This window comes from Dongia deserti, assembly GCF_003574735.1.
Taxonomy (GTDB): Bacteria; Pseudomonadota; Alphaproteobacteria; order Dongiales; family Dongiaceae; genus Dongia_A; species Dongia_A deserti.
Window position 1 is genome coordinate 102,316 of sequence record NZ_QORW01000010.1, and the last position, 26,085, is coordinate 128,400.

Sequence of the window (26,085 nt, forward strand, 5' to 3'; positions counted from 1 at the left end):
GCAAGCCGCCGCCTCTGGCAAGGTGAGGCGGGGAGACTCATGGCGAACAGCGAACCTGCTCATATCCTCATCACCGGCGCCAGCTCCGGCATTGGCGCGGCGCTGGCGCTGGCCTATGCGCGGCCGGGCGCGCATTTGTCGCTGGGCGGCCGCAACCAGGAGCGCTTGGCCGACGTCGCAGCACAGGTCGCCGCGCGCGGCGCGACCAGCTCCACCGCTGCCGTTGACGTGTGCGACCGCAATGCCGTCGCAGATTGGATGATCTCGGCAGAGGATCACGCGCCGCTGGATCTCGTCATCGCCAATGCCGGCATTTCGGGCGGCACGCATGGCGGGCCGGAAAGCCCCGATCAGACACGCGCCATTTTTGCGGTCAATCTGGATGGCGTGCTGAATGTGGCGCTGCCGATCATCCCGCGCATGATCGCGCGCAGGAGCGGCCAGATCGCCATCATCTCCTCGCTGGCCGGCTATCGCGGCCTGCCCGGCGCGCCGGCCTACAGCGGCAGCAAGGCGGCCGTGAAAGCATGGGGCGAAGCCTTGCGCGGCGACCTCGCGCCGCACGGTGTCAGGGTGAACGTGGTGATGCCGGGCTTCATCAAGACTCCGATGACGGACGTGAACGGCTTCACGATGCCGTTCCTCATGTCGGCGGAGAAGGCGGCGGAGGTGATCCAGCGCGGCCTCGCTGCGGACCGCGCGCGCATCGCCTTTCCGTTCCCCACCGCGTTCCTCGCCTGGCTCATGAGCGCATTGTCGCCGGTGATCGCGGACCCGATCCTGCGCAGGCTGCCGAAGAAGGATTGAAGAAAGCGGCGTCGCCTAATTCAGGTCGATGACCACGCGATACCGCTCACCCTCGATTTCTTTGAATACGAGTGCGTACGGAGCAGGGCCGTCAAATCTCCGCCCGATCTCTTCAAATGCAGCGTCGATAGCAGATCGCACTGCCTCGATGTCGAGCAGACCTTGGTCCTCTCCATAGCCTACGAATGCCAACGGTTTGGCGTCCAGGACGGGCCATTCAAATGGATTGTAACATGCGACCCCAGGGGTCCGCTGGAGAACCTCCTTCTCAAGCCTTGGCTCCGCACCGCTTATCTCAATGTCGTGCAGGCTGAAGTGTTCGTCACCGAGGAACTTGCCCAGCTCGCCGTTCGCTATGCAACGGGCGCAGACGACAGGGCTCTCCATTGCGTACACGCCGCCCGTGTATTTCCACACGCAGGGACGTGAGCAGACTTCGCAGACGTCGCTTGATCGCTCGAATGAGCGCCCGTCCTCATAGGCACCGGGATTGAACCGGAAATATGGTTGATTGTCGCCCATAAGTTCGTGAAATGTCCTACTGCGTCTGTTGCGCCTTCTGGACCTTGCGCCAGTTGGCGACGTTCTTGTTGTGCTCTTCCAGCGTCGCGGCGAAGGCGTGGCCGCCGGTGCCGTCGGCGACGAAATAGAGTTCCTTGTGCGACATCGGCTGCAGCACGGCACGCAGGGCAGCGCGTCCGGGATTCGCAATCGGCCCCGGCGGCAGGCCCTTCACGAGGTAGGTGTTGTAGGGACTGTCGGTCTTGAGATCGTCATAGGTGACGCCGCGATTGAGCTTCCGCTGACCTAGGGTGATGGCGAAGATCACGGTCGGATCGGACTGCAGCGGCATGCCCTTCTTGAGGCGGTTATAGAACACGCCGGCGATGCGCGCCCGCTCGTCGGCTTGCGATGTCTCCTTTTCCACCACGGAGGCCAACGCGACGGCTTCCTCCGGCGTCTTCACCAGGATGCTGCGGTCGCGCTTCTCCCATTCCTCCGCCAGCGCCTCTGTCATGGCATCACGCATGCGCGCGATCATCGAGGCGCGGCTCTCCCCGCGCAGGAACTGATAGGTCTCGGGCAGCAACGCTCCTTCCGCGGGCCGCTGCGGCGGCAATGGGCCGTCCAGCAGCGGCTCGCTCGAGACCAGCTCCAGCACCTCGCGCACGGTCAGCCCTTCCGGAATGGTGAGGCGGTGGGTGATCGACTTGCCGGCGATCATGATGCCCATGGCGCCGCTGGCGCTGACGCCCTTGGGGAACACATACTCGCCGGCCATCAGCGGCTTGCCTTCGGAGAGCAGCCGCACGCCGAGCAGGAAGATGCGCGTATCCTCGATCACGTTCTCGCTTCTGAGGATGCCTGCGATCTCCGCGACGCCGCTGCCCTTGGGGATCACCAGCGTCTTGTCTTCCGTCGACGGACCTGGGCCGGTGAAGCTGGCGTAGAGATAATAGGCGATGCCCGCCGCCGCGATGACGGTGATGCCGAACAGCGTGGAGATGATGTTCAGGAGCCGACGCATCGCCTGTCCGCTCCCCGCCGGCCGGCTATTGGAGCGGGGTAAAGATCAGGCTGGCATTGGTGCCGCCGAACCCGAAGGAGTTCGACAAGGCGGCGCGGATCTTGCGCGGCTTGGCCTGCTTGGATGCCAGGTCGATGTCGCAGCCTTCCGATGGATTCTCGAGGTTGAGGGTCGGCGGCGCCACCTGGTCACGGACGGCGAGGATGGAGAAGATCGCCTCCACCGCGCCCGCCGCGCCCAGCAGATGCCCGGTCGCCGACTTGGTCGAGGACATGGTGAGCTTGTAGGCCTGATCGCCGAACAGGCGCTTCACCGCGCCCAGCTCGATCTCGTCGCCCAGCGGCGTCGAGGTGCCGTGCGCGTTGATGTAGTCGATGTCATCGATGTTCAGCTCGGCGCGCTTCAGCGCGGCCGTCATGCAGCGATAGCCGCCATCGCCGTTCTCCGAGGGTGCGGTGATGTGATAGGCATCGCCAGAGAGGCCGTAGCCCTTCACCTCGGCATAGATCTTGGCACCGCGCTTCTTCGCGTGCTCCAGTTCCTCCACCACCACGACACCGGCGCCTTCGCCCATCACGAAGCCGTCGCGATCCTTATCCCACGGACGGGAGGCTTCGGTGGGCCGGTCGTTGAACCCTGTCGACAGGGCGCGGGATGCGCAGAAGCCGGCGATGCCCAGCCGGCTGATGGTAGATTCAGCACCGCCCGCGATCATTACGTCCGCGTCGCCAAGCGCGATCAACCGGCCCGCATCGCCCAGCGCATGGCTGCCGGTCGCGCAGGCCGTCACCACGGAATGATTGGGTCCACGGAAGCCGTATTTGATCGAGACATGGCCGGAGGCCAGATTGATCAGGCAGGAGGGGATGAAGAACGGCGAGATGCGCCGCGGTCCCTTCTCCTTCAGCGTGATGGAGGCCTCGTAGATCCCTTGCAAACCGCCGATGCCCGAACCGATCAGCACGCCGGTGCGGTTCTGGCTTTCCTCATCGGTGGGCATCCAGCCGGCATCCTCCACCGCCTGCTGGGCCGCGGCCATCGCCATGACGATGAAGGTGTCCATCTTCTTCTGGTCTTTGGGCGGCACGTAGTCGTCAGCATTGAACTTGCCCGACGATGTATCGCCGCGCGGCACTTCGCCAGCCACCTTGCAGGGCAGGTCCGTCACGTCGCACGACTGCACCCCCCGGATGCCGGACTCGGCTTTCAACAAGCGATTCCAGACATACTCCGCACCCACGCCCAATGGCGAGACGATGCCCAAGCCGGTGATGACGACACGACGCATGGCTAGCCTTCGTTCTGTCCTGCGATTTTAGAGATGCGCGGCGAACGCGGAAACCGCGCCACCATCCGTCCGCTCACGCGAAGCGAGGCGGATGACTCAGCTCGCCTTCGATTTGATGTACTCGATTGCATCCTTGACGGTCTGGATCTTTTCGGCCGCGTCGTCGGGAATCTCGCAGCCGAATTCTTCTTCAAACGCCATCACGAGCTCGACCGTATCCAGGCTGTCTGCGCCCAGATCATCGATGAAGGACGCAGTGTCCGTGACCTTCGCCTCCTCGACTCCGAGGTGCTCGATCACGATCTTCTTAACCCGTTCGGCAATGTCGCTCATCGCTGTTCCCTTTTTTGATCACCGCTCCACCGTCCGGAGGCGGTTGAAAAGATGGTCGGGCCGTTTGGCCGCTACAATGCCACCGCTAGGGCTAAAGTAACCACACGCGGCGGCGTCCGGGGTCACTTAACATAGTTTGCCCGGCTTTGGCCAGAGCCGGGGGTTTTTCTGAAAAGCGCAATCAAATCATAGCCATGCCGCCATTTACGTGGATCGTCTGGCCGGTCACATAGGCCGCTTCCGGGCTCGCCAGATAGACCACGGCGGCTGCAATCTCCTCGGACTGGCCGAGCCGGCTGGCCGGAATTGCCGCCATGATTCGCGCCTTCTGCTCCTCGTTCAGCGCGTCGGTCATCTGGGTTTCGATGAAGCCGGGCGCCACGCAATTCACCGTGATCCCGCGGCTCGCCACTTCCTGGGCTAACGACTTGGACATGCCGATCATTCCCGCCTTGGCGGCGGCATAGTTGGCCTGGCCCGGATTGCCCGTCACACCCACGACCGAGGTGATGCCGATGATCCGGCCCCAGCGCTTCTTCATCATGCCGCGCAGCGCGCCGCGCGCCAGGCGGAAGCCAGCCGTCAGGTTGACGTCGATCACCTTCTGCCAATCCTCGTCCTTCAGGCGCAGGGCGAGGTTGTCGCGCGTCAGGCCGGCATTGTTGATGAGGACGTCGATGCCGCCGAGCGTCGTCTCCGCCGATTTGAGCAACGCCTCGATCGCCGCGGGATCGCCGAGGTCGGCGGGCAGCACGTGCGCGCGCGCGCCCAATTCGGCCTTCAGCTTTTCCAGCGGCTCGATGCGTGTGCCGCTCAGGCCGACGGTCGCGCCCTGCGCATGGAGCGCCCGCGCGATCGCCCCACCGATGCCGCCGGATGCCCCCGTGACCAACGCATTCTTGCCGCTCAAATCGAACATGAATGGGCTCCCTACGATCTCCAAGGTTCAGCTGAGCGCCTTCAGCGCGGTTTCGACATCAGCCGGTGCGCCGACCGAGCTCGCTTCGATTTCCTTGTCGATGCGCTTGACGAGGCCGGCCAGCACCTTGCCGGCGCCCAGCTCATACGTCTTCGCAACACCGAGCGACTTCATCGTCAGGATCGATTCGCGCCAACGTACCGTCGCTGTCACTTGGCTCACCAGCAGCTTCGCGATGGTCGCCGCGTCGCTGGTGGGCTGCGCCGTCACGTTGGCGACGACCGGAACGGCGGGCTGGCGGATGGCGGCCTTGGCCAGGGCTTCTTCCATCGCATCGGCGGCCGGCTGCATCAGCGCGCAATGGAAGGGCGCGCTGACCGGCAGCATGACGCTGCGCTTGACGCCCTGCTCCGCCGCAATCGCAATTGCGCGCTCCACCGCTGCTTTTGCGCCGGACACGACCACCTGCCCGGGCGAGTTGTCGTTGGCGACGCCGCAGATCAGCTTGGTGTCATCGGCGGCTTGCTTGGCGATCTTCTGCACCTGCTCGAGGTCCGGGCCCAGCAGCGCAGCCATCGCGCCCTCGCCCACTGGTACGGCCTTCTGCATCGCCTGCCCGCGCAGCTTCAGCAGCCGCGCCGCATCCGACAGGTCCAACGCCCCAGCCGCTGCCAGCGCCGAATACTCGCCCAGCGAATGGCCGGCGACGTAGCTGGCCTTGTCTGCCAGGCGCCAGCCGCCTTCGCTCTCCAGCACGCGCAGCGCCGCGATGCTGACTGCCATCAGAGCAGGCTGTGCATTTTCCGTCAGCGTGAGGTCGCTCTCCGGCCCTTCGAAGATCAGCTTGGAGAGCTTCTGTTTCAGTGCTTCGTCGACCTCCTCGAACACCAGCCGCGCAGCGCCGAAGCTCTCGGATAGGGCGAGGCCCATGCCGACAGCCTGGGAACCCTGGCCTGGAAAGATGAAGGCGCGTGTCATGAAAGATCCTTGGCAGCTGCAGAATCTGCTGGTCTGGCGGCGAGAGGGCGCATAGATAGCCCGGCCCGCGCCCCTGTCAAGCATTTGAAGCAGTTGGTTAATCTTCGTTAACGCAAGGCGCAGCCGAGGCGATTCGGCTTGGACTCTTCGCGCTTGCAAAGCGGCGGCTGATCACTATAGTCCCCGCCGCGCCGGCCGGGTGGCCAGCGCAACCCCTGCCGGCTCCCGTTCCATGGGCAATTCCATCGAACCGGCGCATGAGCGCCGCGAGGTGCCGGCTAGGTCCGATTCGCTGATGCGAGCGCCATGACGGACTCCCAGCACCGGACCGCGAACAGCCGAAGGGAGTCCATATCGGATGCCGTACTACGAGAACATTTTCATTGCGCGCCAGGACGTGACCAGCGCGCAAGTCGAAGGCCTTGCCGAGCACTTCACCGGGATCGTTTCCGCCCAGGGCGGCAACGTGACCAAGAAGGAGTTCTGGGGCCTGAAGAGCCTCAGCTTCCGCATCAAGAAGAACCGCAAGGGCCATTATGTCCTCATGAACATCGACGGCCCCGCGGCCGCGGTGCTCGAGATGGAGCGCAACATGCGCATCCACGAGGACGTGCTGCGCCACCTCACCGTGCGTGTCGATGCGCTGGAGGAAGGTCCAAGCGCCATGCTGCAGTCGCGCGGCCGTGACCGCGAGGGCCGCGAGGGTGGCTTTGGCCGCCGGGATCGCGGCTTCGGCGGCGACCGGGATCGCGGCGACCGCCCCGACCGCGGAGAGCGCGACGACCGCCTGCGCCCCGTGCGCGAAAACAAACCGACCGAGAGTGAAGGAGACCAGGTATGAGCATGGCACCGACTGAAACCTCCGCGCCGCGGGGTGGTGGTGGCCGCCGGCCCTTCTTCCGGCGCCGCAAGTCCTGCCCGTTCTCCGGCGCCAATGCGCCGAAGATCGACTACAAGGACATCAAGCTTCTGCAGCGCTTCGTGTCGGAGCGCGGCAAGATCGTCCCCAGCCGCATCACGGCCGTCAGCGCCAAGAAGCAGCGCCTGCTCGCCCAGGCGATCAAGCGCGCGCGCTTCCTTGGCCTGCTGCCCTACGTGCTGAAGTAAGGAGAGCGCCCCATGGACGTCATTCTGTTGGAGCGCATTGAGAAGCTGGGCCAGATCGGCGATGTGGTCTCCGTGAAGCCGGGCTTCGCGCGCAACTTCCTCCTCCCGCGCAAGAAGGCCCTGCGCGCCACCGAGGATAACAAGCAGCGCTTCGAGGAGCAGCGCGCTCAGATCGAAGCCAACAACCTCAAGCGCAAGCAGGAAGCCGAGAAGATCGCCAAAAAGGTGGACGGCACCAAGATCGTCCTAATTCGCCAGGCGAGCGAAACCGGCATGCTGTTCGGTTCGGTCTCCAACCGCGACATCGCGGATGGCGTGACCGCGGCCGGCTTCACCATCGACCGCCGCCAGGTGGTCCTGGACAAGCCGATCAAGACGCTCGGCCTGCACCCGGTGCGCGTCGCGCTGCATCCTGAGGTGATCGTCACGGTCACCGCTAACGTCGCCAAGTCGGAAGACGAAGCGGCGCAACAGGACAAGCTCGGCACGGCGATTCCCCGCGCAGCCGCCGGGGAAGAGGCGCCCGACCTCGACAAGCTGCTCGAGGAAGCTGCGCAGGCCCAGGCCGAGGCCAGCGGCGAAACGCCGGAAGCCTAAGCCAGCCTCATACAATGCATGCGAACGGCCGCCCTCACAGGGGCGGCCGTTTCTTTTTGGTGCCTAGCTGGCCTTGCGCAGCGGCTGCGCGAGATCTGGGTCGTAACCGACGAGACAGCCGTCGATCATCGCGTAGCACTCGTCGATGATCGGGCGGTTCGGCAGGAATCGGACGACGAAATGGCCCCTGACGCACGGGTCGCCAGGGGAATCACCGCAAAGCAGGACCGTCCGGCAGTATTCGTTCCGTCCGGCATCGATGTGCCAATGGTGGACTTCCTCGACCTCCCAGCTGAACTGGTAGGCGTCGAATCTCGCCTCCGCGATGGCGAGGCGCCGGTCTGCGAGCTCGTTCATGGCATCATCCGCCGCGCTGTTGCCCCAGGGTTTCACACGCGCCGAGTCGCGATCCAGTCTTTTCCTTCAGGAGCGCGCAGTCTCGCCTTCGGCCCGCGCCGCCTCCCACACCTCCTTCGCAGCCGTCGCATTCATCGCGGCGATGCCGAGGCCGACGATGATGTCGGGCCAAATCGAGTGCGTATATGCCGTCACGAAACCCGCGGCGATGATCGCGAGATTGGCATAAGCGTCGTTGCGCGCCGACAGGAAGGCGGCCTTGGTCAGGCTGCCGCTCTGCTTCCGGAAGCGCACGAGGATAAGCGCGCAGGCCACATTGATCACAAGCGCGCCGGCGCCGACAACCGATAGCGTGATTGGCTCCGGCGGCAGCGGCGAGGCGATCTTCTCCCACACCGTCCAGAGCGCGGCGAGGCCCGGCACCAGCAGAATGCCGGCAAGCACGATACCCACGCGCGATCGCGCACGCAACGACCAGCCGAGCGCGAACATAATCAGGAGATTAACCGACGTGTCTTCCAGGAAGTCGATGCTGTCCGCGAACAGCGAAACCGAACCGATCGATGTCGCCGCGGTGAATTCGACGAGGAAGTAACCGAGATTGAGACCGGCAACAATCAGGACGGCGCGCCGCAAAGACGGAGGTGGCGTGATATCGGTCACAGGCGTCCTTCTGGCCTCCGGATAGGATCACAAGTCTGACGTACGCTGTCGAATGCTCTTGTGCACGTTATCCACAGGACTCACAATTCCAATTCCCGATTCGAAGGACTAAGGTCGCCGCCATGGACTCGGGGGGCAAGCAGTCAAACGTCGCGAGGTTGCGCGAAGGGGCGGGAGCCATTCCGCCGCGCACGCCGCCGCACAACTATGAAGCCGAGCAGGCTCTGCTCGGCGCCCTCCTCGCCAACAACGAAGTCTATAACCGAGTCAGCGAGTACTTGCGCCCGGAGCATTTCGCCGATGCGCTGCATGGCCGCATCTACGAAGCGATCGGCAAGCTGGTGCTGCGCGGCCAGATCGCCAACCCGGTCACGCTGAAGAATCTGTTCGATCAGGACGGTGCGCTGGCGGAGATCGGCGGCGCGCAATACTTGGTACAGCTGGCCCAGGCGGTTGTCACCGTCATCAATGCGGAGGATTACGGTCGCGCGATCCACGATCTTTTCCTGCGCCGCCAGTTGATCGGCGTGGGCGAGGACATCGTCAACGAATCCTATACCTACGACCCCGACATCACCGCCATCGACCAGATCGAGCGCTCTGAGATGCGCCTGTTCAACCTGGCCGAAGGCGGTCAAGTTGATGGTGGCCCGAAGAAATTCACTGATGTGCTGAAAAGCGCGCTGGACATGGCGGAAGCCGCCTACAAGCGCGACGGTCATGTGACAGGCGTGACCACCGGCTTGCGCGATCTCGACCGCAGGCTGGGCGGGCTCCAACCGTCGGACCTGATCATCCTGGCGGGCCGTCCATCGATGGGAAAGACGGCACTCGCCACCAATATCGGCTTCAATGCGGCCAAGGCCGACAAGGACAAAGAGACTGCCACGAAGCACCGCGTTGCCTTCTTCTCGCTCGAAATGTCCGCGGAGCAGCTGGCGCATCGTATCATGGCCGAGGAATCCGGCGTGTCCTCCGACCGGATCCGGCGTGGCGAGGTGAAACAGGACGAATTTGCCAGCATCGTCGAAGCAGCGCAGCGCATGAGCAACGTGCAGTTCTTCATCGATGATACGCCGGCTATTACAGTTCCGGCGCTGCGCACGCGAGCGCGTCGGCTGAAGCGCCAATTCGGCCTTGACCTCATCATCGTCGATTATCTGCAATTGATGAGATCTGCCTCGCTCAAGGGATCGGAGAACCGCGTTCAGGAGATCTCGGAGATCACGCGCGGGCTCAAGGCAGTGGCGAAGGAGCTGCAAGTGCCGGTGGTGGCCCTGTCCCAGCTCTCGCGCGCGGTCGAGAACCGAGAAGACAAGCGGCCGCAGCTTGCGGATCTGCGTGAATCCGGCTCGATCGAGCAGGATGCCGACGTCGTCATGTTCGTCTATCGCGAACAGTACTACCATGAGCGCGCAGAACCCAAACAGCGCACCGACGAAAGCACCGACGCGTTCTTCAAGCGCATGGAGGACTGGAAGGCCAGGGGCGAGCGGGTCCATAACGTCGCCGACGTGATCATCGCCAAACAGCGTCACGGCCCAGTCGGCACGATCGAGCTGCACTTCGATGGCCATATCACGCGCTTCAGCGACCTTGTTCGGGACGACAACCTGCCGGAGCATCATTGAGCGCGGCCCGGCGTCGTGTCGGAAAGACCACGTCCATGACCGTCGAATCCACCGCGGAGCTCACCATCGATCTCGGCGCGTTGGTGGCCAATTACCGGCTGCTGCAGCGTCGTGCCAAGCCGGCGCGCGCCGGCGCCGGCATCAAGGCGAACGCCTACGGCCTCGGCGCTCAGGAAGCCGCGCCGGCCTTGTTCAAAGCCGGCTGTCGGGAGTTCTTCGTGGCCATCCTCTCCGAGGCGATCGCGCTGCGGCCGGTCGTGCCGGAGGCCGACATCTATGTCCTCTCCGGCCCGATGGGCGGCGATGAAGCGGAGTTTGTGCAGCATCGCGTGACGCCGGTGCTCAACTCCCCGCAGCAAATCGACCTGTGGTCGCGCTGGTGCACCGCAAACGGCGCGGCGCCGGCAGCCTTGCACATCGATACCGGCATGTCTCGTCTCGGCCTTGCGCCGGCGGAACTGGATCGCCTGATCGCCGATCCGGCGCTGCTGAAGGCCTTCTCCATTCCGCTGGTGATGTCGCACCTTGCCTCCGCGGACGAGCCCGGCAGCGCGCAGAACGCCCAGCAGCTTGCGCGGCTCAAGGGCGCCCTGGATCGGGTGCTGCCGCTGCTCCCCTCGCGCCCCGCCATTTCCTTCGCCAATTCGTCGGGCATCTTCCTGGGGCGGGACTATGCCTTTGATCTGGTCCGGCCTGGAGCCGCGCTCTATGGCTTGAATCCCACCCCGGCCGCCCCCAATCCCATGCGTCAAGTGGTTGGGCTGAAAGCCAGAATCCTGCAGGTCCGTCACATTGACGCCCATCAGACCGTTGGCTATGGTGCCGCCCACCGCTCAACGCGGGCAACAAGCCTGGCGACCCTTGGCCTAGGCTATGCGGATGGGGTTTTCCGCGCCTTGAGCCATGTCGGTGCCGCCTTTGTTGGGGGAATAAGGGCGCCATTCGTAGGTCGCGTGTCGATGGATCTGATCACGATCGATGTCGGTCATATTCCGCCGCATCTGGCAGAGCCGGGTGCGTGGGTCGAAATCCTGGGCGAGCATCAGAGCGCCGACGACCTGGCCGCCGCCGCCGGGACCATCGGCTATGAAGTGCTGACCGCGCTCGGGCCGCGCTATCAGCGCCGCTACATCCCGGCTGGATAAGGCGCGCGATGCCCCTGCTTCAGCCCTTGGGGCGAACCTTCCTGGATGGTCTTTCCGCGATCGGGCGCCTCGCGCTGTTCACGCTGCGCGCCATCCTGCTGGCGGTCCGACCGCCCTATTACCCGCGCCTGATCCTCAAGCAGATGATCGAGATCGGGTACTATTCCCTGCCCGTCGTCGGCATGACAGCCGTCTTCACCGGCATGGTGCTGGCGCTGCAGACCTATACCGGGTTCTCCCGCTTCAATGCGGAAACCGCCATCCCCAATGTGGTCGTGCTGTCGATCTGCCGCGAATTGGGGCCGGTGTTGGCTGGCCTGATGGTGGCCGGGCGCATCGGCGCCGCCATGGCGGCGGAACTCGGCACCATGCGCGTGACGGAGCAGATCGACGCGCTGGTCACGCTCTCTACCAACCCGTTCAAGTATCTGATCGCGCCGCGGCTGATCGCCGGGATCGCCATGCTGCCGGTCCTGGTCGCGACCGCCGATGTCATCGGCGTGCTCGGCGGGTACCTGGTCAGCGCCTACAAACTCGGATTCAATCCGGGCAGCTACCTGCAGAACACCGTCGACTTCGTGGAATTCCTCGACGTGTTTTCCGGCCTTGTAAAGGCGGCTGTGTTCGGCTTCATCGTCGCCCTGATGGGCTGCTATCACGGGTTTCATTCGCGCGGCGGGGCGCAAGGCGTCGGCAAGGCGACCACCAACGCCGTGGTCTCCGCCTCGATCTTGATCCTGATCGCCAATTATATCGTGACGGAGCTGTTCTTCTCCCGATGACCGGCGACCTCAAAATCAGGGTGCGAGGCCTCTGCAAATCCTTCGGCCGCAAGGTGGTGCTGAAGGACCTGGATCTCGACGTGCCGAGGGGCGAGTCGCTGGTGGTGATCGGCGGGTCAGGGACCGGCAAGTCGGTGCTGATCAAGTGCATCATCGGCCTCATGAAGCCGGACAAGGGCTCGATTGAGATCGACGGGCAGGAAGTCACCCGCATGTCCGCCGGCGAGCGCGAAGAGATCATGCACAAGTTCGGAATGCTGTTCCAAGGCGGCGCGTTGTTTGATTCGCTGCCCGTCTGGGAGAACGTCGCTTTCGGCCTGATTGCCGGCCAGGGGTTCAACCGCGTCGAAGCCAAGGAGATCGCGCTGCGCAAGCTGGGCGCCGTCGGCCTCGGCTCTGACGTCGCGCAGCTTTACCCTTCGGAGCTTTCTGGCGGCATGCAGAAGCGCGTATCGCTTGCCCGCGCCATCGCGACCGAGCCGGAGATCATCTTCTTCGACGAGCCGACCACCGGGCTCGACCCGATCATGAGCCAGGTGATCAACGAGCTGATCAAGAAGTGCGTCGAGGATCTGGGCGCCACGGCGTTGTCCATCACCCATGACATGCATTCGCTCAGGGTGATCGGCGATAACGCCGCCATGATCTATGATGGGCGAATCATCTGGAACGGCGCGGCCCAGGACATCGACCGGTCCGGCAATTCCCTCGTCGACCAATTCGTGCAGGGGAAGGCCGAAGGGCCGATCAAGATGCCGGTTCGGCCGCTTTAGAGGCTGACCGCTCCGACAGCGGAGACCATCGCTGATGGCGAAGTCGAATACGCGCTATGTCTGCCAGAGTTGCGGCGCCAGCTTTCCCCGCTGGATGGGACGCTGCGAGTCCTGCAGCGCCTGGAACAGCATCGTCGAAGAAGCGGCGCGCGAGGAGATGCCCAAGGGCCTCTCCCGCGGCAAGGGCAAGTCGATCGAGTTCGTCGCTTTGGACGGCCACGCGCCGGAGGCGTTGCGGCGCGCTACCGGCAATGCCGAGTTTGACCGCGTCACCGGCGGCGGTCTGGTGCGCGGCTCCGCCATCCTGATCGGCGGCGACCCGGGCATCGGCAAGTCGACCCTGCTGCTGCAGATCGTGACCGCCGTCGCGGGTGGTGCAAAACCGATGCGCTCTGCCTACATCTCCGGCGAAGAAGCAGTCGAGCAGGTGCAGCTGCGCGCCAAGCGGCTTGGCCAGCAGTCTCATGCGGTGCAGATCGCCGCCGCGACCAACGTGCGCGACATCATCGCCAGCCTGGACAAATCGGATCCGCCCGACTTGGTGGTGATCGACTCCATCCAGACCATGTATCTCGACAATCTGGATTCCGCTCCCGGTACCGTGGCGCAGGTGAGGAGCGCTGCCGCCGAGCTGATCCGCCTTGCCAAGCAGCGCGGCTTCGTCCTGATGCTGGTCGGGCACGTCACCAAGGAGGGCCAGATCGCCGGCCCGCGCGTGCTGGAGCACATGGTCGATACCGTGCTCTATTTCGAGGGCGAGCGCGGCCACCATTTCCGCCTGCTGCGCGCGGTGAAGAACCGCTTCGGCCCGGCCAACGAGATTGGCGTGTTCGAGATGACGGAGAGCGGGCTGCAGGAAGTGCCGAACCCCTCTGCTCTCTTCCTGGCCGAGCGCCGCGGCAGCGTCAGCGGGACTACCGTGTTCGCCGGCATCGAGGGCACGCGGCCGGTCCTGGTCGAGATCCAGGCCCTGGTCTCCCCCTCCCCGCTCGCCACGCCGCGGCGCGCCGTCGTCGGTTGGGACTCCAGCCGCCTTGCCATGCTGCTCGCGGTCCTCGAAACGCGCTGTGAGCTGGCATTTGCCGGCAACGAGGTCTATCTGAACGTCGCCGGCGGCTTGCGCATCGGGGAGCCCGCCGCCGATCTTGCGGTGGCGCTGGCGCTCATCAGCGCCCTCACCGATCGGCCGGTGCCGGAAGATGTGGCTGCGTTCGGCGAGATCGGCTTGAGCGGCGAAGTGCGCATGGTTTCGCAGCCGGAACTGCGCCTGCGCGAGGCCGGCAAGCTCGGCTTCCGCCGGGTGCTGATGCCGCGCCGACGGGATTCCAAAAAGGAACGCGGCAGCGTTTCGGGTATAGAGGTCCTCGAAATCGGCCACCTGCAGGACGTCCTGGATTGGCTGTATAATGAAGTGCGTTCGTTGAGCGCCGGCAAACGAGTCCTATCGCAATAGTTTATCGGAGCACAGTTCAGTGAATTTTGTCGACATCGTGGTGCTGGCGATCATCGCGCTCTCCACGCTGCTGGCCCTGGGCCGCGGATTCGTGAAAGAGGTGCTGTCGATCTTCGGCTGGATCGGCGCCGCCATCGGCACGTTCGTCATCTTCTTCTATGTCCCGCAGGTGCGCCAATTCGCCAACCAGCAGATTGCCGAGCCGCTGCTGGCGGACATCGCCGCTGCTGTCAGCCTGTTCGTGATCCTGCTGATCGTCCTCGGCTTCTTTAATCACGCCATTTCCTCACGTGTGCATGCAAGCTCGCTCGGGCCGCTCGACAAGTCGCTAGGGCTGGTGTTCGGGCTGGCGCGCGGCATCGTGCTGGTTGCGCTTGCCCATATGGCGATGGCCGACTGGCTGTTGCCCAGCGCGCAGCAACGGCCTGAGGTGATCAGACAAGCCCGCACTGAACCCTATGTGGCGATGGCCGCCACCTTCATCAAAGACCTGATCCCGCAGGACCTGAAGGACCGCGCCAGCGCCATCCTGGATGAGGGGTCCAAGGCGGTGGAACAGGGCCAGCAGCTCAACGACACCATTCAGAAACTCAGCCCGCAGGTGCCCCAGCCAGGCGGCCAGCCAGCCGGCGAATCGCCGGGCGACTCGAGGCAGAACGGCGGGCAGGGAACGCAACGCAGCCCTGCTGGAAATCAAGATGGACAAGGAGAACAATCCGGGTATAAGGACGCCGAGCGCAAGGACCTGGAACGGCTGATTCAGGGCCAGTCGCAATAACTCAAAAGGAAAAACGGGGCCGATGCTGACGACCCATCCTTTCGATGACGATCATCTGAAGGAGGAGTGCGGCGTTGTTGGAATCTACGGCGTCGAGGAAGCCGCAACCCGCTGCGTGCTGGGACTTCACGCCCTGCAACATCGCGGCCAGGAGGCGGCCGGTATCGTCTCATTCGACGGCAGCCGGTTCAACGCCCACCGCGCCCAAGGTTATGTTGCCGACAATTTCTCGCAGCACTCCGTCGTCGGTAAGCTGACCGGCCACGCCGCGATCGGCCATACCCGGTACTCCACCACCGGCGAGAATTCTCTGCGCAACGTGCAGCCGCTGTTCGGCGATCTGCATTTCGGCGGGTTCGCGGTCGGCCATAACGGCAACCTCACCAACGCGCAGATGGTCCGGCAGGAGCTGGTGAAGCGTGGCTCGATGTTCCAGTCGACCAGCGACACCGAAGTCATCCTGCATCTGATGGCGACGCATCTGCGCGGCAGCGTGATCGATCGCCTGATCAACGCGCTGCACCAGGTCGAAGGCGCCTATTCGCTCGTCTGCATCGCAAAGGACATGGTGATCGGCGTGCGCGATCCGCTCGGTGTGCGTCCGCTGGTGCTGGGCAAGCTCGGCGACGGCTGGATGCTCGCCTCCGAGACCTGCGCGCTCGATATCGTCGGTGCGGATTATGTGCGCGATGTCGAAGCCGGTGAACTCATCATCCTCGACAAGCGCGGCGTCACCTCCATGAAGCCGTTCGGCGCGCAGCCGAAGCGTTTCTGCATCTTCGAGTATGTGTATTTCGCCCGGCCCGACAGCGTGGTGGACGGCAAGAGCGTCTACGAATCGCGCAAGCTCATCGGCGCGGAGCTGGCGAAGGAAGCACCGGCCGGCGCCGACGTCGTGATTCCGGTGCCGGATTCCGGCGTTCCGGCCGCGCTCGGCTACGCCGCCGCCTCCGGCATTCCGTTCGAATATGGCATCATCCGCAACCACTATGTCGGCCGCACCTTCATCGAGCCGACCGATCAGATCCGCCATCTCGGCGTCAAGCTGAAGCACAATGCCAACCGCGCCTATGTCGCGGGCAAGCGCATCGTGCTGGTGGATGACAGCATCGTGCGCGGCACCACCTCCAAAAAGATCGTGGAGATGATGCGCAACGCCGGCGCGACCGAGGTGCATATGCGCATCTCCTCGCCCCCGACCGCGCACCCCTGCTTCTATGGCATCGACACCCCGGAACGGAAAAAGCTGCTCGCCGCCAACTACAGCGTCGACGAGATGCGGGACTTCATCGGCGCGGACTCGCTCGCCTTCATCTCGATCGACGGCCTCTATCGCGCGGTGGGCCTCCCCGCGCGCGACAGTCGCCGGCCGCAATATTGCGATGCCTGCTTCACCGGCGATTATCCGACCGCACTCAGTGACCAGGAGGGCGGCATGGTCTCGGCCCAGCTGTCTTTGCTGGCCCAGCCGGCATGAGCGCAACGACCGGAGTTCTCGCCGGCCGCATCGCCCTTGTGACCGGAGCCAGCCGCGGCATTGGCCGCGCCATCGCGAAGCGCTACGCGCAGGAAGGCGCCGACCTCATCCTCTCCGCCCGCACCGTCGGCGCGCTCGAGGAGCTGGACGACGAAATCCGCGCCATCAACGGCAAGACCTCGCTGCTGGTGCCAATGGACCTGCGCAACTTCGACACCATCGACCAACTGGGCGCCGGACTCTACGAGCGCTACGGCAAGCTCGACGTGCTGGTGGCCAATGCCGGCGTGCTCGGCCAGATGTCGCCCCTCGCGCATATCGATCCGAAGGCGTGGCAGGAAGTCATCGACGTCAACCTCACCGCCAACTGGCGCCTGATCCGCAGCCTCGATCCGCTGCTGCGCCAGTCCGCCGCCGGCCGGGCGATGTTCGTCTCGAGCGGCGTCGCGCGCGACGTGCGGGCCTATTGGGGCGCCTATGCCGTCAGCAAGGCCGCGCTCGAGATGCTGGTCGGCATCTACGCCAAGGAGATCCAGCAGAGTAACGTGCGCGCCAACCTGATCGATCCAGGCCGCACCCGCACCCGCATGCGCGCCACCGCCTATCCCGGCGAAGACCCGCAGACCCTGCGCACGCCGGAGGAGATCACCGAACCCTTCGTGCGCCTCGCGTGCGCGGACTACATGGGCAACGGCGAGACGATCAAGGCCCAAGGCTAGGCCAGCCATGTCGATGGCGCTTGTCATTATCGACGTCCAGAACGCCATCCTGCACGGCAAGGGCACGGCTGCGCGCCAAGCGGCGATCGACGCAGCCCTGGATGAGGCGGTGGCGCGGCTCGCCGCGCTCCACCGCCTCGCGCGCAGCAAGGACGTTCCGGCCATCCCGGTGCAGCATGACGGCGATCCATCGCACCGCCTGGCGTGCGGCAGCGAGGGCTGGCAGATCCGCGCCGAGCTGGCGCCGGCTGCTGGCGATGTCGTTGTACACAAGACCAGCTGCGACTCCTTCTTCGAAACCGATCTCCAGGACCGCCTCGCAGAGCGAGGCGTGAACAGCCTGGTGGTGGGCGGCTGCATGACCCAGTTCTGCGTCGACACCATGTGCCGCCGTGCGGTGTCGCTGGGCTACGACGTCACGCTGATCGCCGACGGCCACATGACGGCGGACATGGGGGATTTGACCTTCTCCCAGATCATCGCCCACCACAACGCCGTGCTCGACGGCTTCGATGCCGGACGCGCCACGATCAAAGTGACGGCCGCGCGTGACGTTCGGTTCTAGGCCCGTTCCGGCGGAACATCGCAGACGGCTCCCCGTTCATGGGTGAAGCTCACCACGGTTCATGCTCCTGTCATCGCTTGGCAGCGGCATGAACAATGCTGACGACGAGAGCCTGCGAGGAGCACCAGGATGCCGAGCCAACAGCCCCGCCCCGATTTCATCCGCCACTGGACCGAGCTCGAAGGGCCGGATGATTCGCACTATACGAACAGCGACGAACTCCTGAGCATCGGCGCACCGTTGGCGCGCAGCCTCGGCCTCAAGGCAATCGGCATTCATCACGAACGGTTGCTGCCCGGCCGGCGAACCTCCTACCCGCACGCCGAGAGCATGGAGGAGGAGTTCGTGTTCGTCATCGAAGGCGAGCCGGATGTCTGGATCGACGGGCATCTGCATCGCCTGGAGCCGGGCGATGCGGTCGGTTTCTCGGCCGGCACCGGGCTCTGCCACACCTTCCTCAACAACACCACCGACGCGGTGCGGCTGCTGGTGGTGGGCGAAACGCCGAAGGTGGACAACAAGGTCTATTACCCTTGCAATCCGGAGCTGATGGCGATCCGGAAGGATTGGTGGCACGACGTGCCGCACCGCCCGAGGGGCCCGCACCACGGCAGGCCCGGCGAGCGCACCACCGGACCCACGATGGCGGAGCATCGCCCCGATTGCATCCTCCACTATCGCAGCCAGGAGGGCGAGCCGGACTGCCCCTATGACGGCGATCCCGAGCCGATGAAGATCGGCGTCGATTTCAGCACGCTCTTCGGATTGACGCGCATCGGCATCCATCACCAGAGGCTGCTGCCCGGCCATCGCTCCTGCTATCCGCACGCGGAGAGCAAGGAAGAGGAGTTCGTCTTCATCCTCGAAGGCGAGGCCGACGCCTGGATCGATGGCTGGTTGCACCGCGTGAAAGAGGGCGAGGCCGTCGGTTTTCCCGCCGGCACCGGCGTTTGCCACAATCTCATCAACAACGGCGACGCCGATGTCCGCCTGATGGTGATCGGCCAGAGGAGTGTGCCGGGCAACCAGCTCTTCTATCCGCGCCACGTGCAGTACTGCGCACGCTGGGGCGACGATTGGTGGGCGGATGCGCCGCAGCGCCCGCTGGGGCCGCATGATGGTTTGCCGGATCGGCGGCGCTGATCACCGGGCGGGTCGGAGCACTGGCGCGCCCGCCTAGCGACCGCTTTCCGCCATCATGCGGTGGGCAGACCTGCCCGGATGCAGGACGGTTTGGAATCATCGCGGATAGGGCGCAGGCATACGCGGGTGTCTTCGTGCCGGCTCGTCCTTGCACCTCCCATCATGATGATGTTCCGCCGTCGATCCTGTGAGCCGCTTCACATGCTGGCTCAAAAGACCCGGTTATGTCCCATCTGCCACTCGCGGCTGCCGTCGGAATTTGGGCAGTTTCGGCGGCTAACGCAGATAGGAAGAGGAGGTTGGTCATGTCCTTGTCGCTAGCCCGGAACGATGCATTCGACCAGCAGGCGGCCGAAGCCTTCCGGACGCGCTGGCGAGATCATCAATGCCGGCGCCATCGCCGCGATGATGTCGATCGGCCATCGCCTCGGCCTGTTCCGTGTCATGGCGGAATTGCCGCCGGCTACCAGCGCCGAGATCGCTGCGGCGGCGAAGCTCAACGAACGCTACGTGCGTGAATGGCTCGCCGTGATGGTGACCGGCGGTGTGGTCACCTACGATGCCGGCCGCGCAACCTATACCCTTCCGCGCGAGCATGCCGCCTGCCTCACGCCGGGAGCCCAGCTCGGCAACCTCGCGGTCTACGCCCAGGCCGTCGTCCTCATGGGCGCGGTGCAGGAGCGGATTCTCGGCTGCTTCCGGAGCGGCGCGGGCATGGCCTATGAGGACTATCCATGCTTTCACCAGATCATGGCGGAAGACAGCGGCCAGACCGTGGTGGATCATCTGTTCACCATCCTATTGCCGCTGGCGGACGGGCTGACGACGCGCCTGGAGCGCGGCATCGACGTGCTCGACGCCGGCTGCGGGGCTGGCCGTGCGCTGATCGCGATGGCCGAGCGCTATCCGAACAGCGGCTTCACCGGCTACGATCTGTGCGGCGATGCGATCGAAAGCGCCCAGCAGGCAGCGGCGGAGCGCGGCTTGAGCAACGTCCGGTTCGAGCAGCGAGATTTGACGGAGTTCTCGGAGACGGAGCGCTACGACCTCATCACGAGCTTTGACGCCGTGCACGACCAGAAGGAACCGGCCGAGCTGCTGGTTCGCCTATACCGCGCGTTGCGCCTGGGCGGCATCTACCTGATGCAGGACATCGGCGGATCGGCACGGCTGGAGAACAATGTCCCCTTGCCGATGGCGGCCTTCCTCTACGCCATCTCGTGCACCCATTGCATGCCGGTCTCACTTGGGCAGGGCGGCGCCGGGCTCGGCACCATGTGGGGCTGGGAAACCGCGCAGGCCTTCTTGCAGCGCGCAGGCTTCGCGAACGTGCAGCGCCACGTGCTGCCGCACGATCCGCTCAATGTCTGGTTCGTGTCGGTGAAGCAGTAATCCGCGACCATGGCCGCGTCGCCCCGCCGGGCGGCGCGGTCAGATCGCGGTGCGGCGCCCGCCTACACCCTGCGGCTCGCTCGTATTCCGCGGCGCTCGCTCAGCAAGATCGCGAATCTGCAGGTTGTTGTTGACGTCGCGCACGCCAGAAACCGTGTCGACGCAATCCTCCGCCAGGCGCTTCTCAGCTCGGTTTTCGACCGTGCCATTCAGCGTCACGATACCTTCCGCCACCAAGACCTCGATATCCGTGGCATCGACGTATGGATCGGCGGTCAGCTGCTCGTTCACGTTCTCCCGAATGCGTTCATCCGAGCGGACGTAGCCGCGCGGACCGCGACCGCGATAGCCAAAAGACCTAGGCATGAGACGTCGCCGCATCTGGTTGAAGCTATCGTGCAGGAGACGCATGCGGGCCTCCCGCTCGTCCGCGCCTTCTATATTGGAGGCGACGTCGTCGGCGATACTGCTGATCCAGCGCCGGTACCAGCCGTCATCATAGGGATCATCGCGCCGTCGGCCCAGTACCGGCGGGCTGTCATCGTTGCGGGCCATGCGTGGTTCCTCTCGCTCAAACACCATGGATCGCCGGCAGGGATCCTGAACTCTCACAATGAGAACCGGTGCTTTTCGAGAAGGTTCCGGCACCTAACGGCGCGGTATAAGGAGACGGGCGCGCATCAGCATCGCCGGTGTGCGCCCGTCGAGGCGGTATTGCGGCCGAGGCTCCTAGGCCGCCTGGTCCGCCTGCACTTTGAACTGCTTCACCAGGCCGGTCACCGTGTCTCGGAAGCCGCTATATTCAAGCTCGGCATATGGCAGCATCGCGGCACCCGACCAGCCTTGGCTGCGCATCTCGATCGCCTTCTCTTGCGCCCGCCGCCGCACTTCGTCCCACGCCGGGTTGGCGAAGAAGTCGATCTCGGCATCGGCGAACCGTCCGTCGCGATCGATGGAGAAACCGGCGCAAGAGACGATCGGTAGACAATACATGCCGGTGACGGCGGTGTTGAGCGGCACCGGCATCAGCGGCATCACGTGAGAGCCGCGGGCGTCACCGCCGACATAGTGCGCCTTGGCGAACGGCGACAGCAGCTCCTCTGGCGCCGGGAAGATGCCCTGGTTGCGCACGATGGCGACCGGGTCGTCCTTGCCGGTGTATTTGCCCGCGATCGCGTGCAGGCGCTGGGCCGAGACCGCGACCGCCTGCTCGCCGTAGGTCCGGGAGAAGATGCCGTCGATTCCGAAGCGCTCATTGTCGCGCAGCAGGGCGGCGATCTCGTAAGCGTGGTCCGGCGCGTCCAGATCGATCGTGCTGTCGCCGGTCGTGTTGTCCATGTCGATGATGCGGAAGCGGAAGCCCTTGATCATCGGCGGCAGCATCAGGCCGGCGCAATACATCGGATCAGCAAAGGCTAGGAACAGTGGCAGGTTATAGGCGCCAGGTCCGCATTTGTCCGCCATCAGGACCAGGAAGGATTCCGCCGGGCGGCGTCCGGCCAGTTCATGATCGAACTCGATCTCCGCGACACCGGGGCCGGCGCCGCGCAGATTGCCCGAGGGCGCATCCGCCAGCAGGTCCTGGCCGGCGCCATAGAGGCCGAATTGCTTGGCGATCTGTGTCCCTTTCGTGAAGACGTTCCAGGCGAATTTGTGGATCTCCGGATGGCCCTTGCCGCGCCCGTGGCTCATCACGAGGGCAATGTCGTCACCGGTGTGGGCGACGTAGCCGTCGACGAGGAGTCCTTTCCCCACCGCCTCCGCCACGGCTTGGCGCGCAACATCGAGCATGCGATGCGACGGCTTGGTATGGCCGCCGATAGAGCCGACATCTGCTTTAATGACCGAGAGCGTGAGTCTCATGATGCCTCTCCTAGATCCTGCCTGGTGAGACGAGCGCGGCTGCTGGCCCGGAGCGACAAAAACGCTTCTGGGCGCTGCCTCGCACAGCGAGCAGCGTCCGGCCGCGTCATGTACAATTGAATATGTGCTGACCTAATTCAGCCAGGGCAGCTGAAGCACTAACGCATAGGCGCGCAATCTGTTCCAAAAATACCCCTCGAGCGCACGCCGAAGTCGTGACCGAACGCATCTAAGCCGCAAGCAGCGGCGTCACGAGATGAAATCAGGACCGTCAGCACGTCCTGGGTGATGGTCGCGACCGGCCCGGTGCCGAACACCGAGTCTATATGCAGATGGGAAAGGGCCCAGGGCAGCATCAGCCCGATCGAGCTGGCCAACGTGCCGGCGAGCAGGACGCGGCGTAGGACATCCGCCCCACGCGCTGCAGCACTGTTGCACGCTTTCGGTTTCGATCGACGAAGGAAATGATCGAACGGCCAGGTGCCCCGCCGATTCCATGATGTGATAGTGCAGGATATCGCCCGGGCTCGGTTCGTTGCTCATTGGACCAGCTCCCCAGCTTCCCTCGGTGGATCGTTGCGGCGGCGTAAGCGTCCGGTCTCGACCGCATTGCGCTGACGGCAATCTTCCCTGAAGTCTGCTCGTCCCGGACTCTCCTTCTGGAGGACGCGCACGATCGGTCGAAGAGGACAGGGCGACACGATCGGAGAACAGGTCAGCATGCAGACTCGCCGCGAACGGAGCGCGCACCTCGGTATCGCGCCATCGTGCGGGTGGCGAGCCAGGCCAGCAAGGCCGCCGACTGCCTGCTGGCCTTTCTCCCCGAGGACGAGCTGCGGGCCGAGGCGCTGGCTCTCGACGATGATGAGCGGGAGGCGGCGTAATGAGTGCTCCCCTTGAGACTTGCGCCGACACCCGGGCGGGCGGCCACAATTGGCCTGCGGGGACTCAACCCCAGCACCGGCCACGGCGCAGGCCGTCTCAACGACGAAATTTCACTTCCTGCGCAGCCAGTCGGCAAGTGCGCGGCCGATTGCGACGGGTTGGTCTTCCTGAATGAAGTGCAAGCCCTGACCGACGAAGGCCGTTTCCAAATTTTGGATCAAACCCGTGTAGAAGGGCACGGCTAGCGGCGGGACAAGCACACCCGGTTCGGCATAGGCGAGGAGGACAGGCATCCGAGTCTCAGCCATAAAGGATTGGATGTCGGTCATCAGCGTCACGCTGGACGCGGGCTCTCCCTCGATCGGCACTTCACGAGGCCAAGCCCAGGTGGGCAGGCGATCCTCGACCTGACGATAGGGTAGGCCATATTCGCTTCGGGCCATATCGCCCAGCGGACGGTTGATCATCATCGGCAGGATCTGCTCGACGAACTTATTGTTCTCCATGATCGTCCGGTGTCCTTCTTGCGGATCCCGCATGGCACGGAACATGCCGCCCATCTCTTCGCCCATCGCTTCGTAGGAAGGCTGCGGGAAGGCGGGTGGCAGGACGCCCTCCATGAAGGCCAGCCGCACGACCTCGTCCGGGTGGCGGCGGGCGAAATCCCAGGCCAGCGCCGCGCCCCAGTCATGGCCAACCAGCGTGATCCGCTCCAGCCCCATCGCCTCGACGAACGCGTCGAGATAACGGGCATGATCGGCGAATCTGTACTCGATGTCAGGCTTGCCCGAATGACCCATGCCGATCAGATCGACCGCAATGGTGCGATGGTTTTCGGAGACGAAGGGCATGACGTTGCGCCACAAATAGGCCGCGCTCGGGTTCCCGTGCAGAAACAACACCACCTCGCCCTCTCCCTGTTCGAGATAGGACATGGTGCTGTCGAGCACCGCTATCTCATGGCGGGGGATGCTGAGTTCTTCGTTGATCGGAGGAGCGGGGAGCTTGTGGGCAACGTCCTGGGCGATGGTGGGCTGCGGCGCCATCAGGGAGGTGGATGCGACGAACGCCGCACGTGTCAGGGTCTTGAGCATAGACATCTCCTATCCGGCGCGCCGGTCGCGGCCGGAGGTTTGAGGGTCCAAGGGGGTGCTGGGAGAGTGATCGGTGGCGCTTACAGCGCTTCGTATACGAGGAATTCCATCTCGCCCGCGGCCTCACGCAGATCAGTCAGCGCCCGGTATTCGGGTGACCCAAACCAGGCGTGGATGGCTGCGAGATCGGGAAACCGGATCACACCCGTAGCGTGGGGTGCGCCCGTCCCAAGTAGAGCCTCGGCAAAGTTTCCGCGAGCAAGCACCTCGCCGCCGTGCGCCGCGACGGTGGGCGCCGCGGCAGCGCCATAGGCCTTCATCTGTGCGGGGTCGCGCACCTTGATGCGTGAGACGAGAAATGCGCTCATCCAGGGCCTCCTTCTTGACGCGCAAGGTTTTGAACAGGTATGTACAAAACATACTTGGACTATTTTGTCCATAGATGTATAAAACTTTCTGGAAGGATGCCGCTCTTGGCTCGACCCTCGAAATTCGACCGGGATGCCGCGATTGAGACGGTGATGCAGGAGATCTGGCGCTCCGGTTACGAAGCCAGCTCTGTCAAGGCGATCTCCGAAAAGCTCGGCATCACCCGATCGAGCTACTACAACAGCTTCGGCACGCGCGAGGACTTGTTCAGGGCAGTGCTCGCAGCCTATTTCGCGCAGTCCCCGGACCGGGCGCTCCATGAAAGCATCCCGGATCAATCGGTCAGACTTTTGATCTCGGACACGTTCCGGAAGGTCTGCGCGGCCCGTGGATGCGATCCGGAAGGTCGCGGATGTCTGGCGATCAACAGCCTGTGCGAGCTTGCCGGCGGTCCGCAAGCGAAACTCAGTACCATGCTGATCGAGGCCGTGCTCACCAGTGCCGCGCGGTTCGAGATGCTACTTGAACTCGCTGTCGCCCGCGGCGAACTCGACGCGGACACCGACGTGCATGGCAAGGCCCTGGCACTGCAATCGCTGCTGATCGGTATCAACACGCTGTCGAAGGCAGTGCGTAACGAGGAGGAACTCTGGCTCGCCGCGCGCACCAGCCTGGAGGCGCTTGGCGTTTACGAGGGAGAAGATGCGTCGCTTTGACGAAATTTACGCGATCGCGGCCGAACGCAAGGGTGGGACCAAAGCGCTGGAAGCCCTGCTCGACAGGCCACTGCCGCGCGATGAAATCGCAGCCATTGCAGATGACCGCTGGCTGTCGTCAATGGCACGTAGCCTTTTCGAGGCGGGTTTCAACTGGAAGGTCATCGACGCCAAATGGGAGGGCTTCGAAGCTGCTTTCGAAGGATTCGATCCCCGGCGCATCGCCTACTATCACGACGAAGACGTCGACCGACTCGTGATGGACAGCAGGATCGTGCGCAACGGCGCCAAGATCATGGCGGTCATCGATAACGCCCGCTTCGCCTGCGATCTGGCTTCGGAGCACGGCTCGGCGGGCAGGTTCTTCGCCGATTGGCCGGACACGAATTTCGTCGGCCTCTTGGAGGTCCTGACCAGGCACGGCGCACGATTGGGCGGTGTGACGGGCCAACGAATGCTGCGTCGGCTTGGATACTCCAGCTTCATCCTGTCGCCCGATGTTGTTGCCCGTCTCATCGCCGAGGGCGTGATAGAGGGTGCGCCAAGCGGCAGACGCGCCATGCAGGCGGTGCAGGACGCCTTCAACGAATGGATCGGGCAATCCGGGCGAAGCCTAACCGAGATCAGCCGCATCCTGGCGATGAGCATGTAGCCGTGGACACCGAACGGCGCCCACAACACCGAAATTTCAGCCAAGCCATCATCAGGACCATCGAGAAATGA

The 26,085-nt window shown here is 64.3% G+C and carries 29 protein-coding genes; 17 read left to right on the plus strand and 12 right to left on the minus strand.

From position 1 onward, the window contains the following. Positions 1-39: 39 nt before the first annotated feature. A complete protein-coding gene (locus tag DTX69_RS16885; RefSeq protein ID WP_119302730.1) occupies positions 40-807 on the plus strand; it encodes an SDR family NAD(P)-dependent oxidoreductase in 768 nt (255 codons plus the stop codon). 15 nt (positions 808-822) lie between these two features. Here the strand turns inward: DTX69_RS16885 and DTX69_RS16890 are convergent, their stop codons facing one another. The 6 genes from DTX69_RS16890 to fabD all read right to left on the minus strand — a co-directional run bounded on the left by DTX69_RS16890 (position 823) and on the right by fabD (position 5,853). Further along, positions 823-1,329 (minus strand): CbrC family protein, encoded by a 507-nt coding sequence (locus DTX69_RS16890; RefSeq protein WP_119302731.1) that lies wholly within the window; start codon positions 1,327-1,329, stop codon positions 823-825. 16 nt (positions 1,330-1,345) lie between these two features. After that, positions 1,346-2,335, minus strand: coding sequence for an endolytic transglycosylase MltG (gene mltG, locus DTX69_RS16895; RefSeq protein ID WP_119302732.1), 990 nt, complete (start codon positions 2,333-2,335; stop codon positions 1,346-1,348). Between the two features lie 25 nt (positions 2,336-2,360). Beyond that, positions 2,361-3,623, minus strand: a complete 1,263-nt coding sequence (gene fabF, locus DTX69_RS16900; RefSeq protein ID WP_119302733.1) for a beta-ketoacyl-ACP synthase II — start codon at positions 3,621-3,623, stop codon at positions 2,361-2,363. Positions 3,624-3,719: 96 nt separating this feature from the next. Continuing rightward, positions 3,720-3,956, minus strand: coding sequence for an acyl carrier protein (locus DTX69_RS16905; protein WP_119285772.1), 237 nt, complete (start codon positions 3,954-3,956; stop codon positions 3,720-3,722). A 181-nt stretch (positions 3,957-4,137) separates the two neighbouring features. After that, positions 4,138-4,875 carry a 3-oxoacyl-[acyl-carrier-protein] reductase gene (gene fabG / locus DTX69_RS16910; RefSeq protein ID WP_119302734.1) on the minus strand — a complete coding sequence of 246 codons (738 nt, stop codon included), beginning with the start codon at positions 4,873-4,875 and terminating at the stop codon, positions 4,138-4,140. Positions 4,876-4,902: 27 nt separating this feature from the next. After that, positions 4,903-5,853 carry an ACP S-malonyltransferase gene (gene fabD / locus DTX69_RS16915; RefSeq protein WP_119302735.1) on the minus strand — a complete coding sequence of 317 codons (951 nt, stop codon included), beginning with the start codon at positions 5,851-5,853 and terminating at the stop codon, positions 4,903-4,905. Positions 5,854-6,211: 358 nt separating this feature from the next. Here fabD and rpsF point away from each other — a divergent pair, with 358 nt between their 5' ends. Genes rpsF through rplI form a run of 3 tightly spaced genes read left to right on the plus strand, consistent with a single transcriptional unit; the run spans position 6,212 to position 7,557 of the window. Further along, a complete protein-coding gene (rpsF, locus tag DTX69_RS16920; RefSeq protein ID WP_119302736.1) occupies positions 6,212-6,694 on the plus strand; it encodes a 30S ribosomal protein S6 in 483 nt (160 codons plus the stop codon). 2 nt (positions 6,695-6,696) lie between these two features. Next, positions 6,697-6,960: a 30S ribosomal protein S18 gene (rpsR, locus tag DTX69_RS16925; RefSeq protein WP_284735865.1), complete on the plus strand. Its 264-nt coding sequence runs from the start codon at positions 6,697-6,699 to the stop codon at positions 6,958-6,960. Positions 6,961-6,972: 12 nt separating this feature from the next. Continuing rightward, complete coding sequence (rplI, locus tag DTX69_RS16930) at positions 6,973-7,557, plus strand: 50S ribosomal protein L9 (RefSeq protein WP_119302738.1); 585 nt, start codon at positions 6,973-6,975, stop codon at positions 7,555-7,557. Between the two features lie 63 nt (positions 7,558-7,620). Here the strand turns inward: rplI and DTX69_RS16935 are convergent, their stop codons facing one another. Both DTX69_RS16935 and DTX69_RS16940 read right to left on the minus strand, forming a co-directional pair. After that, positions 7,621-7,914, minus strand: coding sequence for a hypothetical protein (locus DTX69_RS16935; RefSeq protein ID WP_162917292.1), 294 nt, complete (start codon positions 7,912-7,914; stop codon positions 7,621-7,623). Positions 7,915-7,980: 66 nt separating this feature from the next. Then, positions 7,981-8,577, minus strand: coding sequence for a cation transporter (locus DTX69_RS16940; RefSeq protein ID WP_284735838.1), 597 nt, complete (start codon positions 8,575-8,577; stop codon positions 7,981-7,983). Between the two features lie 122 nt (positions 8,578-8,699). Between DTX69_RS16940 and DTX69_RS16945 the strand changes: the two genes are divergently transcribed. From DTX69_RS16945 to DTX69_RS17000, 11 genes are all read left to right on the plus strand, one after another. Beyond that, positions 8,700-10,208, plus strand: coding sequence for a replicative DNA helicase (locus tag DTX69_RS16945; protein ID WP_119302740.1), 1,509 nt, complete (start codon positions 8,700-8,702; stop codon positions 10,206-10,208). Between the two features lie 35 nt (positions 10,209-10,243). After that, positions 10,244-11,353: an alanine racemase gene (alr, locus tag DTX69_RS16950; RefSeq protein ID WP_119302864.1), complete on the plus strand. Its 1,110-nt coding sequence runs from the start codon at positions 10,244-10,246 to the stop codon at positions 11,351-11,353. Between the two features lie 8 nt (positions 11,354-11,361). Next, on the plus strand, positions 11,362-12,135 hold the full coding sequence (locus DTX69_RS16955) for an MlaE family ABC transporter permease (RefSeq protein WP_119302741.1): 774 nt from the start codon (positions 11,362-11,364) through the stop codon (positions 12,133-12,135). Next, positions 12,132-12,908 carry an ABC transporter ATP-binding protein gene (locus DTX69_RS16960; protein ID WP_119302742.1) on the plus strand — a complete coding sequence of 259 codons (777 nt, stop codon included), beginning with the start codon at positions 12,132-12,134 and terminating at the stop codon, positions 12,906-12,908. Before DTX69_RS16955 ends, DTX69_RS16960 begins: the two co-directional genes overlap by 4 nt. Positions 12,909-12,942: 34 nt before the next feature. Next, positions 12,943-14,361, plus strand: coding sequence for a DNA repair protein RadA (gene radA, locus DTX69_RS16965; RefSeq protein ID WP_119302743.1), 1,419 nt, complete (start codon positions 12,943-12,945; stop codon positions 14,359-14,361). Positions 14,362-14,401: 40 nt separating this feature from the next. Beyond that, positions 14,402-15,139, plus strand: coding sequence for a CvpA family protein (locus tag DTX69_RS16970; protein WP_162917293.1), 738 nt, complete (start codon positions 14,402-14,404; stop codon positions 15,137-15,139). A 22-nt stretch (positions 15,140-15,161) separates the two neighbouring features. Continuing rightward, positions 15,162-16,616, plus strand: a complete 1,455-nt coding sequence (gene purF, locus DTX69_RS16975) for an amidophosphoribosyltransferase (protein WP_119302745.1) — start codon at positions 15,162-15,164, stop codon at positions 16,614-16,616. Further along, complete coding sequence (locus tag DTX69_RS16980; protein WP_119302746.1) at positions 16,613-17,335, plus strand: SDR family NAD(P)-dependent oxidoreductase; 723 nt, start codon at positions 16,613-16,615, stop codon at positions 17,333-17,335. The genes purF and DTX69_RS16980 overlap by 4 nt, the downstream gene beginning before the upstream one ends. Positions 17,336-17,342: 7 nt before the next feature. Beyond that, positions 17,343-17,900: a cysteine hydrolase family protein gene (locus DTX69_RS16985; RefSeq protein WP_119302747.1), complete on the plus strand. Its 558-nt coding sequence runs from the start codon at positions 17,343-17,345 to the stop codon at positions 17,898-17,900. Between the two features lie 129 nt (positions 17,901-18,029). Continuing rightward, a complete protein-coding gene (locus DTX69_RS30710) occupies positions 18,030-19,043 on the plus strand; it encodes a cupin domain-containing protein (RefSeq protein WP_284735839.1) in 1,014 nt (337 codons plus the stop codon). Positions 19,044-19,373: 330 nt separating this feature from the next. After that, positions 19,374-20,435: a class I SAM-dependent methyltransferase gene (locus tag DTX69_RS17000; protein ID WP_284735840.1), complete on the plus strand. Its 1,062-nt coding sequence runs from the start codon at positions 19,374-19,376 to the stop codon at positions 20,433-20,435. A gap of 39 nt (positions 20,436-20,474) precedes the next feature. Here DTX69_RS17000 and DTX69_RS17005 read toward each other — a convergent pair whose 3' ends face one another. The 4 genes from DTX69_RS17005 to DTX69_RS17030 all read right to left on the minus strand — a co-directional run bounded on the left by DTX69_RS17005 (position 20,475) and on the right by DTX69_RS17030 (position 24,645). After that, a complete protein-coding gene (locus tag DTX69_RS17005) occupies positions 20,475-20,990 on the minus strand; it encodes a BON domain-containing protein (RefSeq protein WP_284735841.1) in 516 nt (171 codons plus the stop codon). A gap of 174 nt (positions 20,991-21,164) precedes the next feature. Then, positions 21,165-22,298: a fructose-1,6-bisphosphatase gene (locus tag DTX69_RS17010; protein WP_119302749.1), complete on the minus strand. Its 1,134-nt coding sequence runs from the start codon at positions 22,296-22,298 to the stop codon at positions 21,165-21,167. A 995-nt stretch (positions 22,299-23,293) separates the two neighbouring features. Further along, complete coding sequence (locus DTX69_RS17025) at positions 23,294-24,277, minus strand: haloalkane dehalogenase (RefSeq protein ID WP_162917294.1); 984 nt, start codon at positions 24,275-24,277, stop codon at positions 23,294-23,296. 80 nt (positions 24,278-24,357) lie between these two features. Further along, a complete protein-coding gene (locus tag DTX69_RS17030) occupies positions 24,358-24,645 on the minus strand; it encodes a DUF1330 domain-containing protein (protein WP_162917295.1) in 288 nt (95 codons plus the stop codon). 153 nt (positions 24,646-24,798) lie between these two features. Here DTX69_RS17030 and DTX69_RS17035 point away from each other — a divergent pair, with 153 nt between their 5' ends. Both DTX69_RS17035 and DTX69_RS17040 read left to right on the plus strand, forming a co-directional pair. After that, a complete protein-coding gene (locus DTX69_RS17035; protein WP_162917296.1) occupies positions 24,799-25,362 on the plus strand; it encodes a TetR/AcrR family transcriptional regulator in 564 nt (187 codons plus the stop codon). Continuing rightward, positions 25,349-26,014, plus strand: a complete 666-nt coding sequence (locus DTX69_RS17040) for a DNA-3-methyladenine glycosylase I (protein ID WP_119302753.1) — start codon at positions 25,349-25,351, stop codon at positions 26,012-26,014. The genes DTX69_RS17035 and DTX69_RS17040 overlap by 14 nt, the downstream gene beginning before the upstream one ends. The last annotated feature ends 71 nt before the right edge of the window (positions 26,015-26,085 follow it).

What these genes read in the sequence shown, in the direction of transcription:
- DTX69_RS16885 (WP_119302730.1), top strand. Translation starts at nt 40, where the DNA reads ATGGCGAACAGCGAACCTGCTCATATCCTCATCACCGGCGCCAGCTCC.
- DTX69_RS16890 (WP_119302731.1), bottom strand. Translation starts at nt 1,329, where the DNA reads ATGGGCGACAATCAACCATATTTCCGGTTCAATCCCGGTGCCTATGAG.
- mltG (WP_119302732.1), bottom strand. Translation starts at nt 2,335, where the DNA reads ATGCGTCGGCTCCTGAACATCATCTCCACGCTGTTCGGCATCACCGTC.
- fabF (WP_119302733.1), bottom strand. Translation starts at nt 3,623, where the DNA reads ATGCGTCGTGTCGTCATCACCGGCTTGGGCATCGTCTCGCCATTGGGC.
- DTX69_RS16905 (WP_119285772.1), bottom strand. Translation starts at nt 3,956, where the DNA reads ATGAGCGACATTGCCGAACGGGTTAAGAAGATCGTGATCGAGCACCTC.
- fabG (WP_119302734.1), bottom strand. Translation starts at nt 4,875, where the DNA reads ATGTTCGATTTGAGCGGCAAGAATGCGTTGGTCACGGGGGCATCCGGC.
- fabD (WP_119302735.1), bottom strand. Translation starts at nt 5,853, where the DNA reads ATGACACGCGCCTTCATCTTTCCAGGCCAGGGTTCCCAGGCTGTCGGC.
- rpsF (WP_119302736.1), top strand. Translation starts at nt 6,212, where the DNA reads ATGCCGTACTACGAGAACATTTTCATTGCGCGCCAGGACGTGACCAGC.
- rpsR (WP_284735865.1), top strand. Translation starts at nt 6,697, where the DNA reads ATGGCACCGACTGAAACCTCCGCGCCGCGGGGTGGTGGTGGCCGCCGG.
- rplI (WP_119302738.1), top strand. Translation starts at nt 6,973, where the DNA reads ATGGACGTCATTCTGTTGGAGCGCATTGAGAAGCTGGGCCAGATCGGC.
- DTX69_RS16935 (WP_162917292.1), bottom strand. Translation starts at nt 7,914, where the DNA reads ATGAACGAGCTCGCAGACCGGCGCCTCGCCATCGCGGAGGCGAGATTC.
- DTX69_RS16945 (WP_119302740.1), top strand. Translation starts at nt 8,700, where the DNA reads ATGGACTCGGGGGGCAAGCAGTCAAACGTCGCGAGGTTGCGCGAAGGG.
- alr (WP_119302864.1), top strand. Translation starts at nt 10,244, where the DNA reads ATGACCGTCGAATCCACCGCGGAGCTCACCATCGATCTCGGCGCGTTG.
- DTX69_RS16955 (WP_119302741.1), top strand. Translation starts at nt 11,362, where the DNA reads ATGCCCCTGCTTCAGCCCTTGGGGCGAACCTTCCTGGATGGTCTTTCC.
- DTX69_RS16960 (WP_119302742.1), top strand. Translation starts at nt 12,132, where the DNA reads ATGACCGGCGACCTCAAAATCAGGGTGCGAGGCCTCTGCAAATCCTTC.
- radA (WP_119302743.1), top strand. Translation starts at nt 12,943, where the DNA reads ATGGCGAAGTCGAATACGCGCTATGTCTGCCAGAGTTGCGGCGCCAGC.
- purF (WP_119302745.1), top strand. Translation starts at nt 15,162, where the DNA reads ATGCTGACGACCCATCCTTTCGATGACGATCATCTGAAGGAGGAGTGC.
- DTX69_RS16980 (WP_119302746.1), top strand. Translation starts at nt 16,613, where the DNA reads ATGAGCGCAACGACCGGAGTTCTCGCCGGCCGCATCGCCCTTGTGACC.
- DTX69_RS16985 (WP_119302747.1), top strand. Translation starts at nt 17,343, where the DNA reads ATGTCGATGGCGCTTGTCATTATCGACGTCCAGAACGCCATCCTGCAC.
- DTX69_RS30710 (WP_284735839.1), top strand. Translation starts at nt 18,030, where the DNA reads ATGCCGAGCCAACAGCCCCGCCCCGATTTCATCCGCCACTGGACCGAG.
- DTX69_RS17000 (WP_284735840.1), top strand. Translation starts at nt 19,374, where the DNA reads ATGCATTCGACCAGCAGGCGGCCGAAGCCTTCCGGACGCGCTGGCGAG.
- DTX69_RS17005 (WP_284735841.1), bottom strand. Translation starts at nt 20,990, where the DNA reads ATGGCCCGCAACGATGACAGCCCGCCGGTACTGGGCCGACGGCGCGAT.
- DTX69_RS17010 (WP_119302749.1), bottom strand. Translation starts at nt 22,298, where the DNA reads ATGAGACTCACGCTCTCGGTCATTAAAGCAGATGTCGGCTCTATCGGC.
- DTX69_RS17025 (WP_162917294.1), bottom strand. Translation starts at nt 24,277, where the DNA reads ATGCTCAAGACCCTGACACGTGCGGCGTTCGTCGCATCCACCTCCCTG.
- DTX69_RS17030 (WP_162917295.1), bottom strand. Translation starts at nt 24,645, where the DNA reads ATGAGCGCATTTCTCGTCTCACGCATCAAGGTGCGCGACCCCGCACAG.
- DTX69_RS17035 (WP_162917296.1), top strand. Translation starts at nt 24,799, where the DNA reads ATGCAGGAGATCTGGCGCTCCGGTTACGAAGCCAGCTCTGTCAAGGCG.
- DTX69_RS17040 (WP_119302753.1), top strand. Translation starts at nt 25,349, where the DNA reads ATGCGTCGCTTTGACGAAATTTACGCGATCGCGGCCGAACGCAAGGGT.